The following is a 7,254-nucleotide window of genomic DNA, read 5'->3' as shown; positions in this document are numbered from 1 at the left end:
TACTATAGACCATGACTTAGGATGACAAGAATAAAATTTGCTTCTAGAAAAATTTCGTAGATTAATCAGATAATAATCACATAAATAGGCCGTTTACCGATTTCGTGTTTCGTTGAGGCAACCGCTTGTTTGGAGTTTGACCATCAAATGAAAAAAGCAAACTTTGAAACCCGATTCAATTCGCGCATGACAAAAAGACACAATCAGAGATGACCTAGTATGGTCTGTTATCTTCGAACTCATCCTCACCCGTCATCCTCCGGCTCTACCAGAGGATCCAGGGGATAGTCGGAGGGCGACAAAAAAAGTTAACTTATTTAGCCCATAGGCCTAGGTTATCGAGGAAGAGATCATCCTTATCATTGCTGGCATCACAGCGAAAATGAACTCGCGTTTGCTTGGTCAACTTATATCTCTTAATCACCAGGGATTCGAGATAGACTCTTCCATCATCCAGATAAAAATCGAGTTATCTCTGATTTAGAATTTGTGAGTAGAACCTAAACGCAAGCGTATAGTTCGCTAATGGATTCATAAGAGTTCTGTATCTTCTTATCCAGCAGAATTTGCTTCCAACTTGAGTGAATGGTTCGAACTGAAAGAGACTCTTCTTTGGCAAACTGATAATTACTGCGTTTCCAAGAAAGCATATCATAACATGCAGCCTCCCCTTGTGAGCTGTCCGTTTCCGCGTGAACTAGGACACCCTGTTGCATATAAATTATTCCTAATTCATAGCTATCTTCGTTCAAAATCTCCACTCGCCCAGACCAATTCTTATTGATAAGTGTTTTGATCAAATCTTGAATAAGTATTATACCGGATGATAAAAAACCGCGCGTCGGCCTGCGAAACCTTCTTTCGACAATTGGCTTGAAGTCACTGGTTCTCGGTCCATTCGCGAGTGCCGTAATCTTCTTTCGAACGGATCCCCTGATATCTTCAAACTGGCAGCTTTCGGACAAATATTGAATATCTAGGCCCCTGAATCGTAAGACTTGCTTCATCCACTGCCCTGGTTCACCCATAACGATAATAGGGATTGGCCCTTTCTCCTGCATTAAGCCAGTCATATAATCAAGAAAAGAGGGCCCTGGAGAACTGCCATGTGCGACTAACACGTCAGCCCACATGGCAGCCGCTAAATCCTCCGTATCGCTACCCCCTACAAAAAATATCTCACTATCTTCGATAGTGGCCATTACATCCTGTAGCAATAGGTACTTTTCTCTAGGCCAAAAGGCCATACCTATAAAATTTGCCATACCCTTTCAATATAACTTAGCTATCCACAAAATGCAACATATATGTATAGATATTACAATATATGAATTTAAATTAACTTAAGTCGAAAATACTATAATCTCTAATCAGTTCTCCTAATAGATGAGACCCGGGAAATACTCGAAGTTGATTGATTGAGTTGATCGGCTCAAAAGCTCAGTAATTATTCACTATCAAACCATTCCAGAGCCTCAGAGATATGAGATTTCTCCATTCCGTGACCCCCTGTATGTGACACAATACGAACATTCTTCATTCCATTAGAATGGAGACTTTTTGCCACTCTCTTGACATCCATGGGAGAGGCAATCTTATCCTTCTTTCCACTACTTAAAAAAACCTTTACCTCTCTGTAACCCAACTTACCGGTCCGGAATTCCTTTTGTGAGTTGCCAACCTTATCTTCATTACACCCTGACATGAACATGCCGACCAGTTCATACTTCCTTTTAATGATTGCCCCACTGCTGTAGGCAGAATTTTTAGCTCCCCCAGAATGCCCCGCCGTAGCAAAGATAGAGTCAGAAAAAGCGGGAATAGCTTCTTCCATGACCTCTAAGCCAAAAGATGTTATCTGTTCAAACTGCTCGCCATCAGGGTAACCCATATCCGAATCAATCGCAAAGACAGTCCAACCCAAGGGACCTGCCTCACGCTGGAAAGATTTTATGGCATGTATATTCCCTTTATCGAGGTCTTGGGGTTTGTTCACAGGAATCGCTACGAAGAGATATTTCTGAGGTTTACTGGTATCAAAATCCTCAGGCAAGCTAATACCAATTTTAACCTCCTTATGCGTTCGTTTCTTATCTTTGATTTTCTTTGTAATTGCTTCAGGCAACGGGACTTTGCACATTGCGACACCTTGTCCAGCTTCAACCGTGACTCCTCCAATAGTGATCGAGGAACTAGCAAAGAGTGATACCCTAAATGCTGTGAGTACAAAAGCGAATAGTATAAGCATGCGATTAGTCATTAGACCATTTATCAACCAGTAAAAATTTTCAAAATAATATTCTAAGAACATGTTTCGATTATTCGAGGATAAAAATCTACCTGAAGGTATTCTCCCTCCAAGCCAATTCAAGACGGCACGCTTGTCAGTTCAGGCGTTGATTTCGATTTAAACCACAATCCAATTTTAGAGTAAACTCCGCATGTTTCTGCGACATATGAAACGTCTTTTTCATCCGCTATGGGTTTCCACCTTGCTAACCAATCTCTGGCCTACTTCCTCTATTGCCTCCAATAATTACGAAAAAGTTCCAGCAAATCTAAGTTTTCGAACAACTTGGCAAAGCCCATTCCGTAAACGAATGGAAGTTCAGGTCAGCTTACTAACTGAGCTTGCCTTCAAAATAAAAAAGATTTATACAATGCCATAAGCAAAGCATTAGATCATTCTGGGGTCAAATAATGGCAAATATATGCGGCAGCACATGACAATGAGTGAGCTTCTATTGATAAAAAAGATTTTGAATCTGTCGTGTCAAATTTTAAAAATCCTGAGAGTTTATGAGAATGCTCAAAATGTAATGGACTGTTCTATCTAACCCCAGAACGTGATAAAAAAGAATCCTTTAGATGTAGATGTGCAGATACAAATATTCATCTGATAAAAAAGTGAGTAATCACACTTCCAAGTGCAAGCAATAGCGTGCACTACGACCTGCACCTTGCTGAATGCATATTTGTTTTTTAGTGAGGTCTTGTAAGTCGCGGGTTGCTGTTGCCTTGGTTGTTTTGGCAATAGCGATATATTTTGGGGACTCATGCCACCTTCAAACCCATCTGGTCCTTCATCAAACATACACTCAACGACTTTCATCTGACGTGGATTTAACTGACTTTCAACTCGGTCACAAAACTTGGCTTTTTTGAGAGTAAATTCAACTTGCTTCTAAGCCTCGACTTGAGCGTCCAAAACAGTTTTTATAAAGTAATAAATCCAACTGCTTATTTCATTGGATCGCTGCCCTTCCATTAAAGCTTCATAATAAGATTTTTTGTTAGCTTCTACGGTTGGTGATAAACTTAATAAAATAGGACGTTCCATTTCTTGGGACAAAACCATCTCAGAAAGAGTGCGTCCTATTCTACCATTGCCCTCTTCAAAAGGATGTATGGTTTCAAAATAAAGATGAACCATTGCAGATCGGGCAGGGCCTCTCTTGATAGGCGATTTTCCCTCAGGGCTGGTTTGATTGAACCACTCAATAAAAGCTTTCATTTCAGCAGGAATTCGCTCTGATGGAGGCGCTTCAAAATGAATTTTTTCTTTACCAATAGATCCAGAGACCACTTGCATCGCATCCGAATGTTTTCTCCAGGCTCATGCCTTGATCATACAATTTCCTTTCATAAGCATTTGATGCCACGAAAACAGCATTCTCTGAGAAAGCTTTTTTGAGAAATCTTTCCGAACTGCCACCATGAGTTCAGCGATTGTCTGCGCACGCTTGTCTCTTACAGAAATAATCTTAGGATTAAGATCAAGTTGATTTCGAATAGAAGACATAACATCTTCACGGCTGAGATATTCCCCTTCGATTTCAGAAGTTTTAACAGTTTCCATGACCATCATGCTGATAATCATCTCTGATTGTAAATTATTGGGAAGAGCTTCCAACAGACCCGTGATGTACCCAATTTTTTCAGAATAGGCGAAGAGTAGATCTTGAGTTTCACCCAGATCATACTTAAATTTCGACTAATCTTTCTTTTCCCAGTTTTAGGTCATGAGCCAATTGTATCATATAATCGGCTCATTAAGTAAGAAGATGGACTTTTTACTTCACGAAAAGCTCCGGACGCTTCAAGATCTTTTGCTCATACTACCTAACACTGTAAAGAACAAGATAGAAGACATACACACATAGAGAAGTATGATCATTCGGGGTTAAGGAATCACAGTATGTTTAAAGTTAGGAGTATGGTGCTCTATTTGAAAACAGTTAAAGTACAAAAGAGGAAGTAACAACTAGCCTTTTGAGCCTTCAACAAGGAAGGTAATTTCGCCGCGAACTTTGCCCTTGTTGAAATATTCCAGTAACTCCTGTGGCGTTCCCGGCTTAACTTCTTCAAATTTTTTAGTTAATTCTCGGGCAACACAGACTCGTCCTTCACCAACGACTTCCACACTAGCTTCTAAGGTTTTAATGATGCGATGTGGCGATTCAAAATAAATACTGGTGCCATGGCGTTCACGGGCAGCGGCAAGTTCCTTTTTTCTGCCGCCGCTCTTTACCGGTAAAAAGCCACCAAAATAGAAAGGTGTCATTTTTAGTCCAGAAGCTACTAGAGCATGCAAAACTGCTGATGGACCCGGAACAACTTCTACTTTAATTTCCTCTCTCAAGCATTCATGAATTAAGCGCTCTCCTGGATCAGAAACGCCTGGCATACCAGCATCACTTACTAATGCAATGCTATCTCCACGCATTAAAGTTCCCAACAACTCCTCTTTACGACGTGCTTCATTAAATTTGTGATAACTGACCTGTTGACAAGAAATTTGCAAATGTTTTAAGAGTATTCCAGTATGTCGGGTATCTTCAGCCGCAATGAGATTTACTTCTTTGAGAACACGAACCGCACGTAAAGTAATATCTTCCAAATTACCAATAGGAGTGCCTACAACATAAAGCTTCCCAGACATATAAAGAAGAAGAGCTTAGGAGCAGCTTCCTTTTTCAGGAGTTCCACCACACAGGAACTGATAAGCCTTTTTATAACTTTTGCCCTCAAGAAAATGCTTTAGCCTTGGCGGTGCGAAGGGAAGTGCTTGTTTTTCTGCCTCATCTAGTTCGGCAAAGATAGGTCTCAAATCTGGGGGATCATCAGATTTTTGAGCAGCAGCGCCATCAATATAATTTTTCAAGGCATCCTTCAATACAGCTAACGAATCATCCATTTACCTAAGATGTATGTTCTTAACAGACAAGAAAAGCTTTTATCCTATTACTTGCATTGGCTCTTCATCAAGAATATGCACCGGGCACTTGGGAAGCTTCGTCATAAAATATCTTCCATAGGACTTACTCAACACGCGAGTATCAAGAATACAGACAATTCCGCTATCATGAACAGAGCGAATCAAACGACCAACACCTTGGCGAAATTTTAAAATAGCTTCTGGCAAAGAATACTCCTGGAATGGGTTTCCTCCCTGGGATTCAATGAACTCCATTTTCGCTTCTATAAGAGGGTGATTGGGCACAGCAAAAGGTAACCGCGTGATAATCACGTTACTTAAAGCCTCACCTGGCACATCAATCCCTTGCCAAAAACTATCGGTGCCAAATAAAACGGAGTTCACATCTTCTTTGAATTCCTGGACCATTTTTTCTCTAGACTTTCCGGCACCCTGAACAAGGAGCTTGATTTGCTTTTCTGCAAACCAAGCTCTCAAATGCTCCGCTATACGTGACATGGAAATATAACTTGTGAAAAGCACAAATGCTTTACCTCCTGTCTTGTCTATAAAATGCGCAACCCATCGACTAAGTGCTTCCTCATAAGCTTCTTTGTTCTTGGGTTCGGGCAAACGCCTGGGGACATAGACAGACATTTGTTCCTCATAATTAAAGGGAGAATCGACCTGAAGTGTTTCCGCATCTTCAGCTCCCAGGCGTTTTTGAAAATACTTCATTTCAGATCCAACTGAGAGCGTGGCACTTGTCATGATAGAAGCATGCTCTGGACGAAAGAGCAACTGCCGCAATGTCTCTGCTAGATCTACCGGTGCAGCCTGCATCTGAAAGTTTGCTAAGCCGCGCCCAGTGCGCTCTACCCAATAAACATATGACTCATTCTTCTGGCTCAAAAAATCACTCACACTGGAACGCAAATCAACCAAGCGACGTGCGCAGTCTTTTAGCTCGGCTTGCATTTCCCTGTCATCCAAGTCTGCTGAGACATCTAGCAACTTTTCTCTCAATCTCATTAGCGGTAAACTTAGAGAGTCATCTACTATATCCGCCTCGCGTACTCGGAATTCATTACCTTGAGTCCGCCTGCCAAATTCACAGGCATTTTCTAACTGCCCAAAAAACAGATCTACCTGATCAAGTGATTCTACAACCATCTTCTCTAAGGCAGACTGACGGACTGCAGGTAAAAGACCTTTACGGGTCCTAGGATGATATAAACGTTGCAACAGATACCGAAATTGTCCTGAAGAAACACTTAGCCCAATATGCCGTGCAGCAGTCGCTTCAACATTATGCGCTTCATCAAAGATCACAAAATCATTGGGAAAAAGGTAACCCTCACGTGAATGAGTCTCGTCATCAATGCCTCCGAGATAGGTAAAAAACAAATGATGATTCATCACCACAACTTGAGCATTCAGGATTCGCTTTCTCGCTTGCTGATAAAAACACTTTGCATCATCCCCGCAGGAGCGACTGGTGCATATATGAGGTTCACTACACACTTGAGCCCAAACCTTAGCCTCGGGCTGCACGCTAAAATCACTTAGGGTTCCATCCTTGGTTTTTTGAAACCATTCATAGATGCGATTGAGTTCCGCCACTTCGCTGCTGACAAAGAGCTCATCTGAGCTAACTTTTGCCTTCGCTAAACGCTTGGGACAAATGTAATTTTGCCTACCTTTGAGCAAAGCAGCTCCAAACTCAAAAGGCACGAAATCCTTAACTAAGGGAATATCTTTATAAAATAACTGCTCCTGTAAATTGATAGTATGCGTCGAAACCAAGGCTTTTTTACTCTGCTCGTGAGCAAAGGTGATAGCAGGCAGCAAATAAGCTAAGCTTTTGCCTACTCCTGTGCCCGCCTCAACGAGTGCATGGTTATCTTGCTCAAGCGCTCGAGCAACCCTACACGCCATAAGCTGCTGGGGCTCGCGATATTGAAACTCGGGCCTTCGAGACAATAAACCTTTGGGTCCAAACATTTCTCGAATTCGCTCTTCTAAATCTCCCCAGTTTGATCTCGGCGCTATCATAA

Annotated in this window: 9 protein-coding genes; 1 reads left to right on the top strand and 8 read right to left on the bottom strand. The window is 41.6% G+C overall.

Annotated elements, in window-relative coordinates; translation table 11 throughout:
- Positions 1-500: 500 nt before the first annotated feature.
- On the bottom strand, positions 501-1,265 hold the full coding sequence (locus tag AAGA18_07360) for a DUF4388 domain-containing protein (protein ID MEM9445156.1): 765 nt from the start codon (positions 1,263-1,265) through the stop codon (positions 501-503).
- 182 nt (positions 1,266-1,447) lie between these two features.
- Positions 1,448-2,248: a hypothetical protein gene (locus AAGA18_07355; GenBank protein MEM9445155.1), complete on the bottom strand. Its 801-nt coding sequence runs from the start codon at positions 2,246-2,248 to the stop codon at positions 1,448-1,450.
- A 208-nt stretch (positions 2,249-2,456) separates the two neighbouring features.
- Between AAGA18_07355 and AAGA18_07350 the strand changes: the two genes are divergently transcribed.
- Positions 2,457-2,669: a hypothetical protein gene (locus tag AAGA18_07350; GenBank protein MEM9445154.1), complete on the top strand. Its 213-nt coding sequence runs from the start codon at positions 2,457-2,459 to the stop codon at positions 2,667-2,669.
- A 164-nt stretch (positions 2,670-2,833) separates the two neighbouring features.
- On the opposite strand, the gene AAGA18_07345 is transcribed toward AAGA18_07350, so the two are convergent.
- From AAGA18_07345 to AAGA18_07320, 6 genes are all read right to left on the bottom strand, one after another.
- A complete protein-coding gene (locus tag AAGA18_07345; protein ID MEM9445153.1) occupies positions 2,834-3,112 on the bottom strand; it encodes a hypothetical protein in 279 nt (92 codons plus the stop codon).
- 72 nt (positions 3,113-3,184) lie between these two features.
- Entirely contained in the window at positions 3,185-3,592 is a 408-nt protein-coding gene (locus AAGA18_07340) for a Fic family protein (GenBank protein MEM9445152.1), read from the bottom strand.
- A gap of 24 nt (positions 3,593-3,616) precedes the next feature.
- Entirely contained in the window at positions 3,617-3,934 is a 318-nt protein-coding gene (locus AAGA18_07335; GenBank protein ID MEM9445151.1) for a DUF4172 domain-containing protein, read from the bottom strand.
- Between the two features lie 330 nt (positions 3,935-4,264).
- Positions 4,265-4,942, bottom strand: coding sequence for a 16S rRNA (cytidine(1402)-2'-O)-methyltransferase (gene rsmI, locus AAGA18_07330; GenBank protein ID MEM9445150.1), 678 nt, complete (start codon positions 4,940-4,942; stop codon positions 4,265-4,267).
- 15 nt (positions 4,943-4,957) lie between these two features.
- Positions 4,958-5,197: a hypothetical protein gene (locus tag AAGA18_07325; protein MEM9445149.1), complete on the bottom strand. Its 240-nt coding sequence runs from the start codon at positions 5,195-5,197 to the stop codon at positions 4,958-4,960.
- 39 nt (positions 5,198-5,236) lie between these two features.
- Positions 5,237-7,252 carry a helicase C-terminal domain-containing protein gene (locus AAGA18_07320; GenBank protein ID MEM9445148.1) on the bottom strand — a complete coding sequence of 672 codons (2,016 nt, stop codon included), beginning with the start codon at positions 7,250-7,252 and terminating at the stop codon, positions 5,237-5,239.
- Between the last annotated feature and the right edge of the window lie 2 nt (positions 7,253-7,254).

Source organism: Verrucomicrobiota bacterium, assembly GCA_039192515.1.
GTDB lineage: Bacteria > Verrucomicrobiota > Verrucomicrobiia > Methylacidiphilales > JBCCWR01 > JBCCWR01.
This window is presented reverse-complemented; position numbering and strand designations above follow the sequence as displayed.